This is a genomic window from Caballeronia sp. SL2Y3, from assembly GCF_022879575.1.
Classification (GTDB): domain Bacteria; phylum Pseudomonadota; class Gammaproteobacteria; order Burkholderiales; family Burkholderiaceae; genus Caballeronia.
This window is the reverse complement of record NZ_CP084262.1, coordinates 483832-502730: the sequence shown is the minus strand read 5'-3', so window position 1 is coordinate 502730 and position 18899 is coordinate 483832. Positions and strand designations below refer to the sequence as shown.

General features: G+C 65.4%; 15 protein-coding genes. 8 read left to right on the top strand and 7 right to left on the bottom strand.

Annotation, left to right across the window (positions count from 1 at the left end):
* The first annotated feature begins 139 nt into the window (after window positions 1–139).
* Entirely contained in the window at window positions 140–913 is a 774-nt protein-coding gene (locus LDZ26_RS21195) for a DeoR/GlpR family DNA-binding transcription regulator (protein ID WP_244850562.1), read from the top strand.
* Between the two features lie 16 nt (window positions 914–929).
* Here LDZ26_RS21195 and LDZ26_RS21190 read toward each other — a convergent pair whose 3' ends face one another.
* Together LDZ26_RS21190 and LDZ26_RS21185 are read right to left on the bottom strand one after the other, a co-directional pair.
* Window positions 930–3404 (bottom strand): PAS domain S-box protein, encoded by a 2475-nt coding sequence (locus LDZ26_RS21190; RefSeq protein ID WP_244850560.1) that lies wholly within the window; start codon window positions 3402–3404, stop codon window positions 930–932.
* A 267-nt stretch (window positions 3405–3671) separates the two neighbouring features.
* Window positions 3672–4610, bottom strand: a complete 939-nt coding sequence (locus LDZ26_RS21185; RefSeq protein WP_244850558.1) for a LysR family transcriptional regulator — start codon at window positions 4608–4610, stop codon at window positions 3672–3674.
* A gap of 112 nt (window positions 4611–4722) precedes the next feature.
* Between LDZ26_RS21185 and LDZ26_RS21180 the strand changes: the two genes are divergently transcribed.
* From LDZ26_RS21180 to LDZ26_RS21160, 5 genes are all read left to right on the top strand, one after another.
* Window positions 4723–5862, top strand: coding sequence for an iron-containing alcohol dehydrogenase (locus tag LDZ26_RS21180; RefSeq protein WP_244850556.1), 1140 nt, complete (start codon window positions 4723–4725; stop codon window positions 5860–5862).
* Between the two features lie 105 nt (window positions 5863–5967).
* Window positions 5968–6171 carry a hypothetical protein gene (locus LDZ26_RS21175; protein WP_244850554.1) on the top strand — a complete coding sequence of 68 codons (204 nt, stop codon included), beginning with the start codon at window positions 5968–5970 and terminating at the stop codon, window positions 6169–6171.
* A gap of 141 nt (window positions 6172–6312) precedes the next feature.
* Entirely contained in the window at window positions 6313–7317 is a 1005-nt protein-coding gene (locus tag LDZ26_RS21170; RefSeq protein ID WP_244850552.1) for an urea transporter, read from the top strand.
* Between the two features lie 520 nt (window positions 7318–7837).
* On the top strand, window positions 7838–8614 hold the full coding sequence (locus LDZ26_RS21165; RefSeq protein ID WP_244850550.1) for a class II aldolase/adducin family protein: 777 nt from the start codon (window positions 7838–7840) through the stop codon (window positions 8612–8614).
* On the top strand, window positions 8560–8823 hold the full coding sequence (locus LDZ26_RS21160; RefSeq protein WP_244850548.1) for a 4-oxalocrotonate tautomerase: 264 nt from the start codon (window positions 8560–8562) through the stop codon (window positions 8821–8823). The genes LDZ26_RS21165 and LDZ26_RS21160 overlap by 55 nt, the downstream gene beginning before the upstream one ends.
* A gap of 52 nt (window positions 8824–8875) precedes the next feature.
* Here LDZ26_RS21160 and LDZ26_RS21155 read toward each other — a convergent pair whose 3' ends face one another.
* The 4 genes from LDZ26_RS21155 to LDZ26_RS21140 form a co-directional block, all read right to left on the bottom strand.
* Window positions 8876–11050 carry a malate synthase G gene (locus LDZ26_RS21155; protein WP_244850546.1) on the bottom strand — a complete coding sequence of 725 codons (2175 nt, stop codon included), beginning with the start codon at window positions 11048–11050 and terminating at the stop codon, window positions 8876–8878.
* Between the two features lie 191 nt (window positions 11051–11241).
* Window positions 11242–13479: a xanthine dehydrogenase family protein molybdopterin-binding subunit gene (locus LDZ26_RS21150; RefSeq protein ID WP_244850544.1), complete on the bottom strand. Its 2238-nt coding sequence runs from the start codon at window positions 13477–13479 to the stop codon at window positions 11242–11244.
* 30 nt (window positions 13480–13509) lie between these two features.
* On the bottom strand, window positions 13510–14514 hold the full coding sequence (locus tag LDZ26_RS21145; protein WP_305038322.1) for a xanthine dehydrogenase family protein subunit M: 1005 nt from the start codon (window positions 14512–14514) through the stop codon (window positions 13510–13512).
* Window positions 14515–14524: 10 nt separating this feature from the next.
* Window positions 14525–15127 (bottom strand): (2Fe-2S)-binding protein, encoded by a 603-nt coding sequence (locus LDZ26_RS21140; RefSeq protein WP_244850542.1) that lies wholly within the window; start codon window positions 15125–15127, stop codon window positions 14525–14527.
* A gap of 360 nt (window positions 15128–15487) precedes the next feature.
* Between LDZ26_RS21140 and LDZ26_RS21135 the strand changes: the two genes are divergently transcribed.
* Window positions 15488–16174, top strand: a complete 687-nt coding sequence (locus LDZ26_RS21135) for a nitroreductase (protein ID WP_244850540.1) — start codon at window positions 15488–15490, stop codon at window positions 16172–16174.
* A 232-nt stretch (window positions 16175–16406) separates the two neighbouring features.
* Here the strand turns inward: LDZ26_RS21135 and LDZ26_RS21130 are convergent, their stop codons facing one another.
* Window positions 16407–17723 carry an MFS transporter gene (locus tag LDZ26_RS21130; RefSeq protein WP_244850539.1) on the bottom strand — a complete coding sequence of 439 codons (1317 nt, stop codon included), beginning with the start codon at window positions 17721–17723 and terminating at the stop codon, window positions 16407–16409.
* 227 nt (window positions 17724–17950) lie between these two features.
* On the opposite strand from LDZ26_RS21130, the gene LDZ26_RS21125 reads away from it, so the two are divergent.
* Window positions 17951–18847: a LysR substrate-binding domain-containing protein gene (locus LDZ26_RS21125; protein WP_244850537.1), complete on the top strand. Its 897-nt coding sequence runs from the start codon at window positions 17951–17953 to the stop codon at window positions 18845–18847.
* Window positions 18848–18899: the final 52 nt, after the last annotated feature.

Sequence of the window (18899 nt, the reverse complement as noted above, 5' to 3'; positions counted from 1 at the left end):
CGAACCGATCAAAACGCCGGCGTGCGCTTGCGAGAACCCGGTCAGCATTGCCCGAGCCCGAAAGCACCGTCCGATTCGCTAAACTTGCGGACCGCGGCAAAGCGGCACGCGTAACCACGCTCAAACGAACAGGAACCGCATGAAAGTCGAGAAACGCCGCGAAGCCATGTTGCAGGCCGTACTGTCCGGCATGAACGATGTGGCCGCGCTGTGCGAGCACTTCGGCATGTCGGAGGCGACGGTGCGGCGCGATTTGCGCGCGCTCGCCGAGGAACGCCGCATCGTGCGCACGTACGGCGGCGCGGCGTCGGTCGGCGTGCACGAGCCGGAGGAATCGCTCGATACGCGGCGGGCGAGTTTTCGGGAACAGAAGGAAGCCATCGCCCGGGCGGCGGCGCGGCACGTGCAGGACGGCGACACGCTCTTTCTGGACGGCGGCACGACGACCGCCGCGCTCGCGCGCTGCCTCGCGGGGCGCAAGGGCATTCAGGTCGTGACGAACAATTTGCTGGCGGTCAGCGCGCTCGCGTCGGCGGACGTGCCCGTGACGCTGATCGGCGGCGACGTGCGGCCGTCGAGCATGAGCACGCTCGGGCCCATTGCGCAGCTTGCGCTGTCGCGCGTGACTTACGACCTGGCTTTTCTGGGCGCGGACGGCGTCGTGGCGGGCCGTGGACTGTGCGAAGCCACGGCGGAGCAGGCGTTTCTGAAGGAGTGCATCGTCGCGCAGGCGGCGAGCGTGTTCGTGCTCGTCACATCCGACAAGCTCGGGCGCGCGAGCCAGCAGCACTGGACGCCGCTCGAACGCGACTGGACGCTCATCACCGATTCGCTCGCGGACCCGGCCGCCGCGAGCCGCTTCACGGAGCGCGGCAACGTGACGGTCGAGCGCGCGGAGAGCGACGCCCGCTAGCGGCGCGCTTCCGGTTTCATTTGGCGGCGAGCGCGAGCACCGCTTCCACTTCGTCGAGGTCCACGGGCTTCACGAGATGCGCATCGAAGCCGGCGGCGCGCGTGCGGGCGATGTCTTCGTCCGATCCGAGCCCGGTCATGGCGGCGACGATCACATGTTTGCCGCCGTCGCTGCTCGCCTGCTCGCGGATGCCGCGAATCACGTCGAAGCCCGTCAGCCCCGGCATCGACAGGTCCAGCAGCACGACCTGCGGCCGGCGCGCGCCGAACTGCTGCAACGCCTCTTCGCCGTCGTAGGCCGAGCGCGCGGTGTGGCCGAGCATGTCGACGAGCAGCGTCATGCTGTCGGCGGAATCGCGATTGTCGTCCACCACGAGCACTTCCAGTTGCCGATCCGCCGTAGGCGCGGGCTCCGCCGGCGTCGCGCCGATGTCCGCGGGCGCCTGCGCGAGCGGCAGCCACAGCGTGAACGCGCTGCCGGTTCCCGTGCCGCCGCTCTTCGCCTCGACATGGCCGCCGTGCAGTTCCGCGATAGCCCGCACGAGGGTCAGGCCGATGCCGAGCCCGCCTTCGTCGAGATGCGCGCCCGGCGGATGCTCCTGCACGAAGAGATCGAAGACCGTGGCGAGCGCATCGGCGGAAATGCCGCGTCCCTGGTCGCTCACGCGCAGCATCGCCGCATTGCCGCGCGGGCCGACTTCGAGCGTGACCGTCGACCCGGGCGGGCTGAACTTCGATGCGTTGTTGAGCAGATTGTTGAGCGCCTGCACGAGCCGCGTGGGATCGCCGTTCACATACATGCGCTGGCCGATCTCTTCGACCGCGAGGCGCTGGCCGCGCGCATCGAACAACGGCTGGCTCGCTTCGACGCTCAGATGCACGACATCCGCGATATCCACGATCTCCGTCGAGAGACGAATCTTGCCCGAACTGACGCGGCCCGCTTCGAGCAGATCGTCGACGAGCTTCGTCAGATGCGCGAGCTGCCGGTCGACGATCAGCCGGCTGCGGTTGACGTCGGGATCGTCGGACGCCTTCAGCTTCAGGATGCTCACGGCGTTGCGTATCGGCGCGAGCGGATTGCGCAACTCGTGACCGAGCAGCGCGAGGAATTCGTTCATGCGCCGGCTCGACGCTTCGAGTTCTTCGAGGCGGCGGCGCGCGGTCATGTCGCGCGTGATCGCGACGAAGTTCTGCTCGCGGCCAGTGGTGGACGGCAGCGCGCTGAGAATGGCGTGCGCCCAGAACGCCGAGCCGTCCTTGCGCACGCGCCAGTCTTCGTGTTCCACGCGGCCGTGTTCGTTCGCGCGGCGCAGTGCTTCGTCGGGGCGGTCGTGGCCCAGTTCGTCGGGCGGATAAAACATCGCGAAATGCCGCCCGACGGCCTCTTCCGCCGTGTAGCCGTAGAGGGCGCGAGCGCCGTCGTTCCACGATTGCACGATGCCGTGCCGGTCCAGCATGCAGATCGCGTAGTCGCTGACCGAATCGATCAAAAGGCGCAGGCGCTGGTTCGCCTCCGTCGCGCGCAGCCGGTCCGTGATGTCATGGATGAAGCACGCGAACTGGCGCTGGCCGTCGAACCAGACTTCGCTCACCGTCAGTTCGGCGGCGAATTCGGTGCCGTCGCGCCGCAGCGCCGGAAGCTCGACACGCCTGTTGATCACTCGCGCTTCGCCGGTGGCGAGATAGCGCGTGAGGCCGGCGCGATGCGCGTCGCGGAAACGCTCCGGCACGATGAGTTGCGCCATTTCCCGGTTCAGCGCGTCTTGCGCGCGCCATCCGAATAGCGACGCGGCGGCCTCGTTCCAGTCGACGATCATGCCCGCTTCGTCCATCGAAACGAAGGCGACGTTCGCGTTGTCGATCACGGTGCGGCGGCGGCGCAGGGCATCGGCGAGCTTTTTCTCGTACTCCGCGCGCAGCGACGATTCCATGCTCAGGGTTGCGCTCACGCTCGCATTGGCCGCGACGAGCTGGCGATTCTCTTGCGCCGCTTCCTCGCGTGCGATGGTTTCCGCGATGCACGCGCAGAACGCGTTCAGGATGGCGATGTCCGACTGGTTGAACTGGTCCGGCTGGCCGGAGATGAGCTTGAGCACCGCCACGGAGCGGCCGTCATAGATGACGGGCGCAACCACCATGGAAACAGCGCCGACCGCCTGACACGCCGCGCGATCCACGCGATGGTCGTTTGCGGTATTGCGGCTGATGAGCGCCTGCTGCCGCGTGATGCACAGGCCGGACAGACTGCCGGCGCTCGGCAGCCGGACGCCGACGTGCTGCGCGGCCGCCCCGCTCGCCGCGCAATACACGAGTTCGTCGGCTTCGATCCATTCGACGACAGCCGAGGCGACGGCTGCGACTTCGCGCAAGGTGTCCGTGACTTTTTGCAGATAAGCGGGCAGCGGCAGGCGCGAATGCGCGAGACTGGCGAACGTTGCGAACCACCGCTGGAAATGCGCCTGACGTTGGCGATCGAACTTGTGCCTCATGTCGGTTGCGGAAGCCTCGTACTGGAAGCGCATAGCTCTTTATCCCATGCATGAAGCGCCGAGTGTGGCGCGCGGGAGTCAGCGTATTGGTGGCAGAAGGGTCTCAATTGAAACACAAATGAATCGCAAACGTTTGCCTAAAAGGCCAGTTTTTCGCTTCGCGAAAAAAGGGGCGCGGTAGACGTTGCTGGCGCGTCACAACAACGTAAGTTTGTACATCAAAACGCGCGGCGCGTCGGTAATCTCGTCCGTTGTCCGACACAGCGATCATGCACCCACAGCGCGTCCCGCTTGCGTGATCTCTTCCATCAATAACCGCACGCCGGGGGATAACGGCGCATCGCGGCGGGTGACCATTTCGTATGGTTCGCTCTTCGACGAAAACGCGAGCGGCAGCGTGCACACGACGCCATGCGCGGTGCAGAAGCGCGCGACATCGACCGATACGAGCGCCACCAGCGACGGATTCTTTTGCAACAGCGCGAGCGTCGCGAACGCGGAAGTCGTTTCGAGCAGATGCGCCGGAAAGCGCAGTCCTGCGTCGTGGAACTCGCGTTCGAGCAGAAGACGCATCGGCATGTTCGCGCGATACACGACCCAGCGATGCCTCGCCAGATCCTTGAGCGCCACGCGCCGCCGCTTCGCGAGCGGATGCGCGGTATTGGCGACGACGGCGAGCGTCTCCTGCTGCACCACGATGCTGTCGTAGAGATACGGCGTCTGGCTCACGCTCGTGCGACAGACCGCGACGTCGAGCCGTCCGGCGTCGATGAGACCGAGCAGCGTCGCGCTCGTGTCCTCGACGATCTCCACCGACATTTCCGGCTGACGAGCGCCGAGCGCCGTGATGGCGTCGGTGACGAGCGGCACCGCGCCCATGATGACGCCCACCGACACGCGCCCGCCGAAGCCGCGCATGATGCCGACGATCTCTTCGCGCAGATGCGCCAGGTCGGTCTGAATGAGCCGTGCATAGCGGATCACGCAATGGCCGACGGCATTCGGCTCGAGCCCCCGATGCGTGCGCACGAAAAGCGGCGTGCCGAACGTGGTTTCGATTTCATGCAGCGACTTGCTCACGCCCGGTTGCGTGAGAGCGAGCTGACTGGCCGCGCCTTGCAGTGAACCGCGTTCTTCGAGCGCGATGAGAAGACGCAGTTGCCTCAAGTGCAGCCGCGAAAGAATCGAATTGAGCGATGGCGTCATGTTGCGGTTTGACTTGAGGAAAAGTTATACCCCTATCACATGCCGTCAGTATCGCGGACGCGCAGCGCTTTGTATACTCGCCGATGCGCCTATAACTTTTCCTCATCTCGCCATGCCGCTCATCAATTACATCACGCAGATTCAGTTCGACTTCGGCGCCGTGCGTCTCCTTGCCGGAGAGTGCGAACGCATCGGTATTCGGCGTCCGCTCATCGTGACGGATGCGGGTATTCGCGCAGCGGGCCTGCTCGACAAGATCGTGGATGCGCTCGGTCCCACGTTCGAGGCACCGGTCTTCGACGCGACGCCGCCGAACCCTAACGAAGCCGCCGTGCGCGCGGCTGTCGAGTTGTATCGCGCGAACGGCTGCGATGGCGTGATTGCGGCGGGTGGCGGCTCGTCGATCGATCTGGCGAAGGGCGTCGCGGTTTGCGCGACGCATGAAGGACCGCTGCAGAGCTTCGCCGTGATCGAGGGCGGACTCGCGCGCATCACGGCGGCGACCGCGCCGGTCATCGCCATTCCGACGACGGCGGGAACCGGCAGCGAAGTGGGTCGCGGCGCGATTCTGATTCTGGATGACGGCCGCAAGGTCGGCGTGATCTCGCCGCATGTGGTGCCGAAAGTCGCCATCTGCGATCCCGAACTGACGCTCGGCCTGCCGCCGATGCTCACCGCCGCGACGGGCATGGACGCCATCGCGCATTGCCTCGAAACGTTCATGGCGCCGGCGTTCAACGCGCCCGCCGACGGCATCGCGCTCGACGGCCTGTGGCGCGCGTGGCGATACATCGAGCGGGCGACGCGCGACGGCTCCGACCGCGCCGCGCGCTGGAACATGATGAGCGCGTCGATGCAGGGCGCGCTCGCGTTCCAGAAGGGCCTCGGCTGCGTGCATAGCCTGAGCCATTCGCTCGGCGGCATCAATCCGAAGCTGCACCACGGCACGCTGAACGCCATCTTCTTGCCGGCGGTGATCGCGTTCAACCGCAGCGCGCCGTCGATGCAGGAGGAAGGCAAGCTCGACCGCATCGCGCAGGCGATGGGCCTTGCATCCGGCGACGAAGTCGGCGACGCCATCCGCGCGATGACCGCGACGCTCGGCCTGCCGCGCGGCCTCGCCGAGCTAGGCGTCACGCGCGACCTGTTCCCGCGCATCATCGCCGGCGCGATGAAGGATCACAGCCACAAGACGAACCCGCGCGAGGCGACGAGCGACGACTACGCGGCGATGCTTGAAGCGTCGATGTAACGGGCTTCCGAGGCGGCGCATGGCGGATTTGCGGCATTGCAACAACGCACTAGGGGAAAACCCTAGGCTCTGTTACAATAGGCTGCAAATTCAGGAAGAAACACCATGCGCCACCGTTACGTCATTCTCGAAAAGATCGCTTTTACGTTGCTCACGCTGTCCGCAGTTGTCGATGCCAGCTACATCACCTGGGAAGAGCACTCGAACTTCCGCGAAAACGTCGCTGAGTTCGTCCAGAAGAGTTCGGAGCTGAATTACGCGACCGCCACGGTCGACGGCTCGACCCTGATGCCGATGGCTTTCAACTAAGCGAAATCGCATCTCCCGCCGCTTGCGAAAGCGGCGGGCTCAAGCTCTCCCTTCCCGCATACCCGCTATTCGGCCCGCCGTCGCACGGCGCGCGCCGCTTGTCCTATGCTGGCGGCTTTCGGTCCAACGCAGCCGCCGCGCATGTCCACCGTTCTTCGTCGCGACGCCGTTCTCGGCGAAACCCTCTTCAGCTTCGCCCGCAGCATCGGGCAGATCGTGCTTCAGCAGAACGCCGCGACGGGCGCGTTCGTGTTCGCGGGCGTGCTCTGCGCAAGCCCGCGCCTTGCCTGCGGCTTGCTGATCGGTGCGCTCGCGGGGAAGGTCGTGACGCTCATCACCGAACCTGCCGATTCGCCCGCCCTGCGCGACGACCTCTACGGTTTCAACGGCGCGCTGGCGGCGTTGGCGGCGTTCACCTTCATTCGGGACGCGTCGCAGGCGGCGGCCGTCGCGATTCTCGCCGCCGTCTTTGCGACGATGCTCGCGGGCGGGCTCGCGCGCGGGCTGTCGCGCTGGAACTTGCCGATCTTGTCGAGCCCGGCGATCATCGTCAGCTGGTGCTGGATGCCGCTTCTGGCCGACCGGGGCGAAGTCGGCGCGCTGGGGCCTGTCGCCAAGGGCCTCGACGCACTGATCGGAGCCGCTTTCGCGGGACTCGCGCCCGTCGTGTTCGCATCCGGGGCGCTCGCGGGCGGGTTGATCGCCGCGGGACTTCTGGCCGCGCGGCCCGCGCGCGCGGGCTGGGCGCTTGCGGGCAGCCTGTTGGGCGCGGCGCTGCACGGCCTGGGCGGCGCGGACGACGCCGTGTTGCTGTCGGGCGCGTGCGGCTTCAACGCGGCGCTGGCGGCGCTGGCTGCCGCGCCGCTCGGCGCGCGGTATGCGTTCATCGGCATTGGGATCGCGGTGGTGATCGAAAGCATCGCGGATAGCGCCGGCATCGCTGCGCTGACCGCGCCGTTCGTGCTGGCGTCGTGGGCGGTGATTGCGGTCGCGCGCAAGCTGGAAGGGCGTCGCGGAAGGACGTGCTTCATTCGAGGCCGGAGTCAGCCGTCGAGTCTTGATTACGGTGGCGCGCCGACGCGGCTGGTGGCTTCGCATCGAACTGGAGTACCGTCGCGGTATCGAGTCAGGCATTGGCCCGGATAAGGCGCTAAAGCGCCAATTTCTTGCCGACAGCTTTGCGTGGAGCCGCCGTGCGGCGCGAAGCGCCAGCGCGGACCGACAGTTTTGCAACCTGCCAGGGCAAAGCGCTAACGCGCCAATCCTCGCCGACAGGTTTTGCGCAAGGCCACGGTGCGGCGCGAAGCGCCAACAGTGGCGAATCACTTTGCACGGGGCAAGAGGAAGGCATGGGGCCAGAGTAAGGCGCTAAAGCGCCAACTCTGGCCGACAGCGCTGCATGGGGCCAGAGTAGGCGCTAAAGCGCCAACTCTGGCCGACAGCTCTGCATGGGGCCAGAGTAAGGCGCTAAAGCGCCAACTCTGGCCGACAGCTCTGCATGGGGCCAGAGTAAGGCGCTAAAGCGCCAACTCTGGCCGACAGCGCTGCATGGGGCCAGAGTAGGCGCTAAAGCGCCAACTCTGGCCGACAGCTCTGCATGGGGCCAGAGTAGGCGCTAAAGCGCCAACTCTGGCCGACACCCCAACCCCGGCCCATAGGAGACCCTATGTCATTCACTCACACCCCCGAGCGCCGCATCGACGAAACCGCGCCGCGTTCCGCCGCCGAAGCCGCCACGCGCGTCGAACTCGCCGCCGCGTATCGGCTCGTCGCGCTGAACGGCTGGGATGACGTCGTCTATACGCATATTTCCGCGAGCGTGCCGGGCGGGCCGGGCCGCTTTCTGATCAACCCGTTCGGGCTCGGCTTCGATGAAGTCACCGCGTCCAATCTCGTCAAGATCGACATCGAAGGCAACGTGATCGGCGAAAGCGCGCACAGCGTCAACGCCACCGGCTTCGCGCTGCACGCCGCCGTGCATGCCGCGCGCGCCGACGCCGCGTGCGTAATGCATCTGCATGTGCGCGAAGCCATCGCCGTATCGGCGCAACCGCACGGCCTGCTGCCGGCGTCCCAGCACGCGATGCGCTTTCACGGCCATCTCGCGTATCACGACTACGAGGGCCTCGCGTTCTCGCCGGCCGAAGGCGAGCGGCTCGTCGCGAGCTTAGGAAGACATCGCGCGATGCTGTTGCGCAATCACGGCCCGCTCACGCTCGGGCGCACCGTCGCGGAAGCCTATGTGCTCATGGATACGCTCGTGAAAGCGTGCGACATTCAATTGCGCGCGCTGGCCGGTGTGGGCAAGATGATCGTGCCGACGCCGGAGATCGTGGCGCGCACGGCGGCGCAGCTGCATGACGACGACGCCATGGAAGGCGCGCTCGAATGGCCCGCGCTCTTGCGCAAGCTAGACCGCATCGATCCGTCTTACCGCCACTGAACATTCAAGAGGAGAACGAAGCAATGCCGACTTTCAACATCCAGCTTTTCGAAGGCCGCACGGTGGAAGAGAAGCGCAAGTTCGTCGAGGCGATCACGCGAACGACGTGCGAGACGCTCGGCTGCGAGCCGGGCTCGGTGGATATCATCCTGACAGACGTGAAGCGCGAGAACTGGGCGACGGCCGGCAAGCTCTGGTCGGACCAGTAGTCGGACAGGAAAAGAACGCAGCAGCAAGGCGCTGCTGCGTTCATCCAGACGCTTACGCCGTCTCTTTCGCGGCCAGCCGGAACTTGTGCAAGAGCGGTTCCGTGTAGCCGTTCGGCTGCGTGCGGCCTTCGAACACGAGCGCGCACGCGGCCTTGAACGCGTAGGAACTATCGAACGCGGGCGCCATCGGACGATAGTACGGATCGGCGTCGTTCTGTTTGTCGACCACGGCGGCCATGCGCTCCAGCGTCTGACGCACCTGCTCCTCCGTGACGATGCCATGCCGCAGCCAGTTCGCGATGTGCTGGCTCGAAATGCGCAGCGTCGCACGATCTTCCATCAGGCCGACATCATGAATGTCAGGCACCTTGGAGCAGCCGACGCCCTGATCGATCCAGCGCACCACGTAGCCGAGAATGCCCTGCGCGTTGTTCTCGATCTCGTTGCGGATATCGTCTTCCGACCACGACGGATTCTCGACGACCGGAATCGTCAGGAGTCCATCGAGAAGCCCGTTCTTCACGCTTTCATAGTCGATGCTTTCCATTTCCTGCTGAACCTGCTGCACATCGACCTGATGGTAATGCAGCGCGTGCAGCGTCGCGGCGGTCGGCGACGGCACCCACGCGGTATTCGCGCCGGCTTTCGGATGCGCGATCTTCTGTTCGAGCATCGCGTGCATCAGGTCCGGCATCGCCCACATGCCCTTGCCGATCTGCGCGCGCCCGCGCAAGCCGGCGTTCAGGCCGACGAGCACGTTGTTGCGTTCATAGGCGCTAATCCATGCCGACGACTTCATGTCGCCCTTGCGCATCATCGGGCCGGCTTCCATCGACGAATGCATCTCGTCGCCGGTGCGGTCCAGAAAGCCCGTGTTGATGAACGCGACGCGCGCGCTCGCCGCCGCGATGCACGCCTTGAGGTTGACGCTGGTGCGCCGCTCCTCGTCCATGATGCCCATCTTGATGGTGTGACGCGGCAGCCCAAGCAGGTCTTCCACGCGCGTGAAAAGCTCGTCCGAGAACGCCACTTCGGCAGGCCCGTGCATCTTCGGCTTCACGATGTAGATGGAGCCGGTGCGCGAGTTGATCTTGTTCTTCAGATCGTGCATGGCGCCGAGCGTCGTCATCACCGCATCGAGAATGCCTTCGGGCACTTCGTTGCCGTCGCGATCGAGCACGGCGGGGTTCGTCATCAGATGCCCGACGTTGCGAATGAACAGCAGCGAGCGGCCATGCAGCTTGAGCGTGGAGCCGTTCGGCGCGGTGTATTCGCGGTCCGGGTTCAGGCTGCGCGTGAAGGTCTTGCCGTTCTTCGTGACCTGCTCCGACAGTTGGCCCTGCATCAAGCCGAGCCAGTTGCGGTAAAGCTGCGTCTTGTCGGCGGCATCCACGGCTGCGACCGAATCTTCGCAGTCGATGATCGTGCTCACGGCCGCTTCGATCAGCAGGTCCTTGACGTGCGCCGCATCCGTCTTGCCGATGGAGTCGTTCGCGTCGATCTGAATCTCGATATGCAAGTCGTTATGCTTGAGCAGGACGGCGTGCGGCGCGCTCGCATCGCCCTGAAAGCCCGCGAACTGTTCCGGATTCGCGAGGCTGCTCTTGCCGTCACGCAAGGTCACGACGAGCTGGCCGCGCTCGACGCTGTACTTCGTGGCGTCGGCGTGCGAGCCGTGCGCGAGCGGCGCGTTGTCGTCGAGGAACGCGCGCGCGTAGGCGATCACTTTCGCGCCGCGCTTCGGATTGAACTCGGCGGTGCGCTCGGCGCCGTCGCTTTCGTCGATGGCGTCGGTGCCATAGAGCGCGTCGTACAGGCTGCCCCAGCGCGCGTTCGCGGCGTTGAGCGCATAGCGCAGATTCGACAGCGGCACGACGAGCTGCGGGCCGGCCTGCTCGGCGATCTCGCGGTCCACGTTCGCCGTGGTCGCGCGCACATGCGCGGGCGCGGGAACGATATAGCCGATGTCCTCCAGGAACTTGCGATACGCGCGCAGATCGCGCACCGGGCCGGGATGGCTGCGGTGCCAGTTGTCGAGCTCGCTCTGCATGCGGTCGCGTTCAGCGAGCAACGCGCGGTTCTTCGGCGCGAGGTCGTGCACGAGCGCATCGAACCCTTGCCAGAAGCCTGCGGCATCGACGCCCGTGCCGGGAATCGCTTCTTCTTCGACGAACTTGGCGAGACTCGATGCGACCTTCAGGCCGTGCTGTTGAATCATGTCGTTCATGGGCACTCCGGCTGATTGCTGCTTAATAGAATAGGGGCGGGGTGGCTTATGGTAGCGCGGATCGAGGGCGGGATCGAATCTTGACCGCGTGCAAGCCATGTGCCTGCGCGGGCAGTGGCAGGCCATGTCGAAGAGAAATGTGGGATCGGCCCGGCCCATCGCGGGCAATGCGCGACCGGGCCGGGCGATGACTACGCGCCGAGCAGATCCTCGATCATCACCGGCAGCTTTCTGACGCGCACGCCGGTCGCGTGATAGACCGCTCCGGTGATGGCCGCCGCGATGCCCGCAAGCCCGATCTCCGCGATACCCCGCGCGCCGAGCTCGTTGAACACGGTATCGGGATGGTCGAGGAAGGTCACATCCAGCCGCGGCGTGTCCGCATGCGTCGCGACCACGTAATCGGCCAGATTGTTGTTGACCGGCGCGCCGCTGCGCTCGTCGTAGATCGTGTGCTCGAAAAGCGCCATGCCGACGCCCATCACCACCGCGCCTTCGACCTGATTGCGCGCGGCACGCGGGTTGAGAATCTTGCCGCCGTCTATCACGGTGACCACGCGGCTCACGCGCAGCCGCGCCGTCTCCGGCTCCCACGTCACTTCCGCAAAATGCGCGCCGTACGAGTGAATGGACCACTTCTTCTTGAGCGGATCGTCGAAGCCGCCTTTCGCGCTCGCGCTGCCCGACGCCGCGTGCATGCGCGCCGCCTCCAGAATGCGCGGAAACGGCACGCCGTTCTCCGGCGCTTCGTTCTTGCGATGCACGCGCGCGTGGCTGAACGCGAGTTCGTCCGCTTTCGCGCCCGCGAACGGCAAGCCCTCCGCCGCCGCTGCGCGCGAGAGCACCATCTGGATGGCGGCGCGCGTGGCGTCCATCACGGCTGGAATCACCGATGCCGTCGCCGCCGATCCGCCGGAGATCGGGCCGAGCGGCAACGCGGTATCGCCGAGGCCGACTTCGATCTTGTCGAGCGCGATGCCGGTCTGCTCCGCGACGAGCTGCGCGAGGATCGTGTACGTGCCCGTGCCGATGTCCTGCGTGCCGCACACGACGCGCGCCGTGCCGTCCGCGCGCAGATCGACGCTCGCTTCCGCCGAGAAGCGCAGCCCCGGCCAGCTGCACGCGCCGACGCCCCAGCCGAGCGTGAGTCCGTCGCGCTTCATCGAGCCGACTTCCGGCGTGCGCTGCGACCAGCCGAAACGTTCTGCGCCCGTCTTAAGACATTCGACCAGATGCCGCGACGAGAACGGCAAGCCGCTGCTTTCATCGACAGAAGGTTCGTTGCGCAGGCGCAATTCGACCGGGTCCATCTTGAGCGCGATGGCGAGCTCGTCCATCGCGGATTCGAGCGCGTAGAGGCCGGGCACGGCGCCCGGGCCGCGCATCGACGTGGGCGAGCCGACGTGGCGCTTGACCGTGCCGCCCGTCACGCGCAGATTCGCCGTGCTGTACATGTGTGGCGTGGCTTCGCCGCAGTCTTCGGTGTAGTCGTCGGCGAGCGCGCTGTGATTCAGGAAGTCGTGCTGCAAGGACACGAGCTTGCCATCCTGCGTCGCCGCGAGCCGCACGCGCTGCTGCGTCACCGGACGATGCCCCACGTTCTGGAACATCATCTTGCGGCTCACGACGAGCTTCACCGGCCGGGCGGTCAGACGCGTCGCGGCGGCGGCGAGCAGTGAATGCGGCCACATCCATAACTTGCCGCCGAAGCCCGAGCCGAGATAGCGCGAGATCACGCGCACCTTCTCTTTCGGCACGCCGAGCATCTGCACGAGCGTTCCGCGATGATTGGACACCGCCTGACTCGTCTCGTAGAACGTGTAGTTCTCGCCGTCCCACTGCGCGATGGTCGAATGCAGCTCGATCGGATTGTGCGTCTCGACGGGCGTGACATAGGTTTCGTCGATCTTCACCGGCGCGCTGGCGAACGCGCCGTCCGGATCGCCGCGTTCGCTCGCGACCTTGAGCGGCTTGTCGGGTGTCAGCGTCGCGCTGACATCGTGCGGCGCGACCTCGTAGCCGACCTTGACCGCAGCGGCCGCCGCGCTCGCGGCTTCGAACGTCACGGCGATCACGCACGCGACGTATTGCCCGTAATAACGAATGACGTCGTCTTCGAACGGCGGGCGCTGTTCATCGACATAACCGTTTTCGAACGAATTGCCGGGTATGCGATACAGACGCCCGATGTTGCCGCGATGCAGGACGAGCTTCACGCCCGGCATCGCTTCGGCGGCGGCGAATTCGAGCGACGTGATCCTGCCGCTCGCGATGGTGCTGCAGACCGGCACGGCGTACAGCATGCCGGGCAGATCGACATCGGATGTATAAGTCGCGCGGCCGCAGACCTTGAGCGGTCCGTCGATGCGCGACTGCGGCCGTCCGATGACGCCGTTCGGTGACGGCTGAATGTCTGGCGCAGTGGACATGTGTCGGTTCCTCGATCGGATTCAGCGGGTTCAGGACGCTTGCGTGGCGAGCTTCAGCGCATGCACGATGCAGCGCTTCGCCAGCTCCACCTTGAAGGCGTTGCCGCTTTGCGGCTTCGCGTCGGCGAGCGCCGCGTCGGCGGCGCGGCGGAAGGCCGCTTCGTCGGGCGCGGCGTTCAGCAGTTCGTTCTCTGCTTCGCGCGCGCGCCAGGGCTTCGTCGCGACGCCGCCCAGGCCCACGCGAACATGCGCGATGCGTCCATCGCTCACGCCGATGACAATGGCCGCCGACGCCAGCGCGAATTCATACGAAGCGCGGTCACGCAGCTTCAGATAAAGCGAACGCGTGCCCGCGACCGGCGGCGGCAGCGTCACGTGCGTGATGAGATCGCCGGGTTCGAGCACGGTCTCGCGATCGGGCGTCGAGGCGGGCAGCAGATGGAAGTCGTCGAATGCGATCGCGCGTTGGCCTCGCGCGCCTTCGACATGAACCGTCGCTTCCAGCGCGGCGAGCGCCACGTTCATGTCCGACGGATTGCTCGCGATGCACGCTTCGCTCGTGCCGAGAATCGCCTGCGTGCGGTTGAAGCCGCCGATCGCGGAGCAGCCCGTGCCCGGCTCGCGCTTGTTGCACGGCGACGCGGTATCGCGGAAATAGACGCAGCGCGTGCGCTGCAACAGGTTGCCGCCGGTCGTCGCCATGTTGCGTAGCTGAACGGATGCGCCCGACAGCACCGCCTGCGAAAGCGCCGCGTAGCGCTCGCGTATCAGCGGATGATGCGCGAGATCGGAATTGCGCGAGGTCGCGCCGATGCGCACGCCGCCGTCGTCCGTCGCTTCGATCTTGTCGAGCGGCAGACGGCTGATATCGACGATGCGCGCGGGCTGCTCGACGTTCAGCTTCATCAGGTCGATGAGCGTCGTGCCGCCCGCGAGGAAGCGCACTTCCGCGCCTTGCTGCGCGGTATGCGCCGATGCGCCCGCGTGGATGGCGTCGGGCAGGTCGCGCGCGCGGGAAAGCTGGAACATTTCCATGGCGCGCCCCTCAGCCCTTGTTGCCGCGCACGGATTGGATCGCGGCGACAATGTTCTGATAGGCGCCGCAACGGCACAGATTGCCGCTCATGGCCTCGCGCACGTCTTCGTCGTTCGGCCCGATGGGTTCGTCGAGCAGCGCGACCGCCGACATCAACTGGCCGGCGGTGCAGTAGCCGCACTGATAGCCGTCGCATTCGACGAAGGCCGCCTGTAGCGGATGCAGCGCCTGTACTTCGCCGATGCCTTCGATGGTGGTGACCGCATCGCCGTCGTGAGCGGCGGCGAGGCACAGACACGAGTTCACGCGGCGGCCGTTGACATGCACCGTGCATGCGCCGCATTGCCCGTGATCGCAGCCTTTTTTCGTGCCGGTCAGATGCAGATGCTCGCGCAAGGCGTCGAGCAGCGTCGTGCGCGGATCGAGCGACAGCGTGATGCTGCGGCCGTTCACGGTCAGCGTGACGCTGGCGTTCGCATCGCTCGTCTTGGTCGATGGCGGCGTGAGCACTTCGGCTGGCGCGGCGTGCGTCGCGGACTCTGTTTCATTAACGCGAGGCGGCGTGCGCGGCACGATGCGCGTGGCATTCGATTGAGGGACGGGGTGTTGCATCGAGCATTCTCCTTTTCGACCGGCGCGGCGGCGCGTCCGGTCCCATGCAAATGGTTGCGGGCAGTGGCGCGACTTGCGGCAGTAAGGCGGCAGCAAGCGTCCAGACTGAGAAAGACGAAGAAGCGGCGACACATGCGGGGTGCGGCGAGCGCCCGCCAGTGCGGAGATGCGGCGCGAAACGGGTCTGCGCATGAAGGCGTCAGGACCGTTCCGGCTTTCGATGTGATACGAGATGACACTCAGCCAGTATAGGCAGACGCAGCGGATCTTTCACGAATCGCGCGGCGGTGCGTGAAACACGGCTTACGGCGGAATGCGTGGTAGCGTTCGCGGTGTCGCTTCACTGCCTATTTCCGCCCGATGAACGAAAGCCTTTCCGTCACCGATGCCATTGCCACGCGCCGTTCGATCCGCGCGTTCTTGCCCGATCCTGTCGATCGTTCGACGCTCGAAGCGATCTTCACGCACGCCTGCCGCGCGCCTTCGGGCAGCAACATCCAGCCGTGGAAGGTCTACGTGCTGACGGGCGACGTGAAAGCGGCGCTGTCGCAGGCGATACTCGACGTGTTCAACGATCCGGATGCCGACCGCGAGCACGAAGAAGAGTTTCCATATTACCCGCGCACGTGGTCCTCGCCTTATCTGGAGCGACGCCGCGCGCTCGGCATCGGTCTTTATACGCTGCTCGGTTTGACGCGCGAAAACAAGCAAGGCATGCATGCGCAGATGGCGCGCAACTTCGAGTTCTTCGGCGCGCCCGTGGGCGTCATCTTCACGACGGATCGCACGATGGAGCGCGGTTCATGGCTCGACTACGGCATGTTCCTGCAGAACGTGATGTTGATGGCGCGCGCCTTCGGCCTCGATACGTGTCCGCAGGCGGCTTTCAACCGCTATCACCGCATCATTGCGGCGCACCTGAAACTGCCGCAGAACGAGACGGTGGTCTGCGGCATGAGCCTCGGTTATGCGGACTGGTCGCAGCCGGAGAACCAGTTGATAAGCGCGCGGGAGCCGCTGCATAACGTGCTGCGGTTTATCGATTAGTCAGTGAGGAATGAGGCCGCGAGCGAAGAGCGAAAGCACGAATGCGCCTAGCGTCACGAAGAGGACGAGCACGATGATTACGGCGAGAAGACGCAGGAGCAATCGCATTGCAATGAGCCCAAAAAAAACGGCCGCTCGCGCGGCCGGAAGGAGGGGTGGGTCGGTCGAATGCAGACTACGACCCGTTTCTTAATCGAGGCTTAAGCAATGCAATGCAGCACGGCAATGCACGTTAGCGCAGCGCGTCGCTGTAGCGGTCGCGCAGCGGAAGGATCGTCACCAGCGCGACCGCACTGCCGAAGATCACGTAATAGCAGATCGCGAGCGGATCGCCCGTGGTCATCGTGAGCCATTGGACGATAGCCGGCGCAAAGCCGCCGAAGATCATCACCGCGACGTTGTAGCTCACCGAGATGCCCGTCGAGCGGACGCTGGACGGCAGCAGTTCGGAGATGAACGCGGGATAGCAGCCCTGATATGCGCTGAGATAGACCATGAGCAACGCCTGGCAGCAGACGAGCGTCGGCAGGCTCGGATGCGCGGTCAGGAACGAGAAGATCGGGTAGGCGGTCACGAGCGACAGCGCGAGCGCGGTGGCCATCACCTTCTTGCGCCCGAGACGATCCGACAGTCTGCCGAAAATCGGGCAGCAGACGAGATACACGAGCGCGCCGATGGTCGAGCTAATGAGGCCGTCGGTGAGCGCCATGTGCAGCACGCGCGTCGCGTGCGTCGGCAGGTATAACAAAAAGATATACGTGCCGATGGTGCCGAACACCGTCAGTCCCAAACCGGCCAAAACGGGCAGCCAATGCTTCGTCGCGGTATCGCGGATAGGGCTCGCGCTGAGTTCGTTCTTCTGCGCCTTCTCGACGAAGACCGGCGATTCATCCAGTTTCGAGCGCAAATAGAGACCCACCGGCACGATCAACAGGCCGATCACGAACGGCACGCGCCAGCCCCAACTGTTCAGATGCTCGGGGCTCAGCGTGCGCGTGAGCACTGCGCCGAAGAACGAACCCGCGAGGCTCGCGGCGGCCTGCGCGACCATCTGGAAACTGCCGAAGTAACCGCGCTTGTTCGCGGGCGCGTATTCCACGAGAAACGCCGTCGCGCAGCCCACTTCGCCGCCAGCGGAGAAGCCCTGGATCAGGCGGCCGAGCAGCATCAGGAGCGGCGCGGCCACGCCGATGGCCGCATACGTCGGCGCGAACGCGATGATCGCGATACCCACGGCCATCAGCGAAATGGTGAGCGTGAGCGCCGACTTGCGCCCGACGCGATCAGCGACCGCGCCGAGCACGACGCCGCCGAGCGGCCGCGTGAGAAAGCCCACGCCGAAGGTCGCCCAGGTGGCGAGCAGCGAGATGGTCGGGCTCGTCGCCGGGAAATACAGCTTCGAGATGATGACCGCGAAAAAGCCGTACACCATGAAATCGAACCATTCCAGCGCGTTGCCGATGGTCGATACGACGATGGCGCGTCGCCCGGAAAGATTGACCGCGGCGTTCTCGCCGGCGGCGTGGGAAGCAGGTAGTACGGTGCTCATCGAGTGGACTCCGTGGCTTGGGGTCGAGTGTGTGGGGTATAAGCGCGGTGGCTCCGGCTTCTTGCGACGACATCCGCTTCAACCTGCTGAAACGACCACAGAAGAGTACGCCTCGCTGAAATAAGAAAATATAGAATTTCTGAACTGACACTCAAGGAAACCTGATTACAACGTCAGGTGAATCCCTAATACGAACGCGACCGAAACAAGATCGCCACGAGATCGCCATGAGCAACATCCGCTTTTTGCGCACGTTCATCGCCGTGGCGCGCTACGGCTCGTTCGCCGCCGCCGCCGAGAAAGTCGCGCTGACGCAGGCAGCCGTCAGCATGCAGATGCAGTCGCTCGAAGACGATCTGAAGCGGCCGCTGTTCGACCGCGTCGGGCGCACGAACCGGCTGACGAGCATCGGCAAGCAGGTGTTGCCGCAGGCGGAGCGGATCGTCGCGCTGTACGACAGCATGCGTCTCACCGGCCTCGACGATGAAATCGCCGGCTCGGTGTCGATAGGCGCGGTGGATTCGGCGATGGGCGCGCTGGCATCGGTCGTCACGGAGTTGAAAGGCCAGTACCCGCGGCTCGATGTGCGGCTTTTCACCGGCAAGGCGCTCGCGCTCGCGCCGCAAGTGGAAGCCGGCGAAATCGACGCGGCGGTGATCGTCGAAATGGCGGGCAAGACGCCCGCGAGCCTCAGCTGGACGCCGCTCTATTCGGAGCCGCTGGTCGCCATCGGATCGTCGGCGAGCGAGGGCGCGAGCGCAGCGGAGTTGCTCGCGAGCGCGCCGTTTCTGCGCTTCGACCGCGCGCAACGCACCGGCGCGCTGATCGATCGCGCGCTGCGTCACAACCGGCTCGCGGTGAACGAGTTCCTCGAACTGAATTCGCTGGAAGTGATCGTCGAACTCGTGCGGCAAGGCGCGGGCGTATCTGTCGTGCCGCTGCTCGAATACGGTTCGTGGGCAAGCGATCCCGCGCTCGCCGTGCTGCCGCTCGCGAAGAATACGCCGCGCCGCGTCGTCGGCATGCTGGAGCGCAAGATCCACGACCGGCACGCCGTCATGCGCGTGGTGCAGGACAGCATTCGCGCACGCTCGCAAGCCGCCGAGACCGCACGCAACCCATGAGGTTTGCTTAAGTCACGGACAAGAAATATCAGCTTTCGCTGTGAATTACGGC